Annotated in this window: 1 protein-coding gene; it reads right to left on the bottom strand. The window is 41.2% G+C overall.

Annotation, left to right across the window (positions count from 1 at the left end; genetic code table 11):
- On the bottom strand, positions 1–903 hold a 903-nt coding region (locus AC1DUA_RS39185; RefSeq protein WP_477504814.1), incomplete at its 3' end, for a BCCT family transporter.
- Positions 904–923: the final 20 nt, after the last annotated feature.

Raw genomic sequence — 923 nt, 5'->3', positions numbered from 1 at the left:
AACCCAGGTTCCTTGTGTGAATGGGGTCATCCTCAAGCTCATATACACAAGATTTTGCAGATAACCTCCTAATGTGGAAGTAAATAAATCCAAGATAAATGAGGTAGGCCCAACTACAAATACGAATGCCATCAGAAGGACTGCGATGATCAAATTCGTATTACTTAGTATGCGTATCCCCTTATCTAGTCCAGTAGTGGCAGAGATCAAAAATAATACAGTTACCACGCCGATAATGATCACTTGAACAATTGGATTAATTGAAATGCCAAACATGTGATTCAAACCACCGTTAATTTGAAGTGCTCCAAGTCCTAAAGACGTAGCTACGCCAAACGCAGTTGCAATAATTGCAAGTATATCTATCGTGGCTCCAACCCACCCTTCGGATACTTTTCCAAGCAAAGGTGAAAAAACGGCACTTATGAGTCCTTTTTTATTTTTACGGAATTGAAAATAGGCTAAAGCAAGAGAAATAATTGTATAGATTGCCCAAGGATGCAAGCCCCAGTGGAAGAAAGAATACCGCATTGCTAAGCGTGCTGCCTCTGTAGAAGCTCCTGGCGCCCCTTCAGGCGGGGACAGATAGTGCGATAAGGGCTCGGCAACACCCCAGAATACTAGTCCAATTCCCATTCCTGCACTAAACAACATAGCAAACCAGGAGATTGTTGCGTATTCCGGTTCATCATCGTCACTACCTAGCTTAATACGTCCGTACTTACTAAAGGCTAAATAAAAAGCGAAGACTAGAAAACCAAAGGTTGAGATTAAAAAGAACCAACCGAAATTTTTTATGGACAAATCAAATAACGCAGTTGCTGTCGCTGCAAGTTGATCAGGTACAATAGCCCCCCATAATACAAAGATTAAAATTACACCAATGGAAATATATAAGACCATATCCTCACACCCTTTCTTCC

The sequence above is a fragment of the Paenibacillus sp. 01T422 genome (assembly GCF_056398785.1).
Note: the sequence above shows the minus strand (reverse complement) of the source record. Positions and strands in the feature narration are given on the sequence as shown.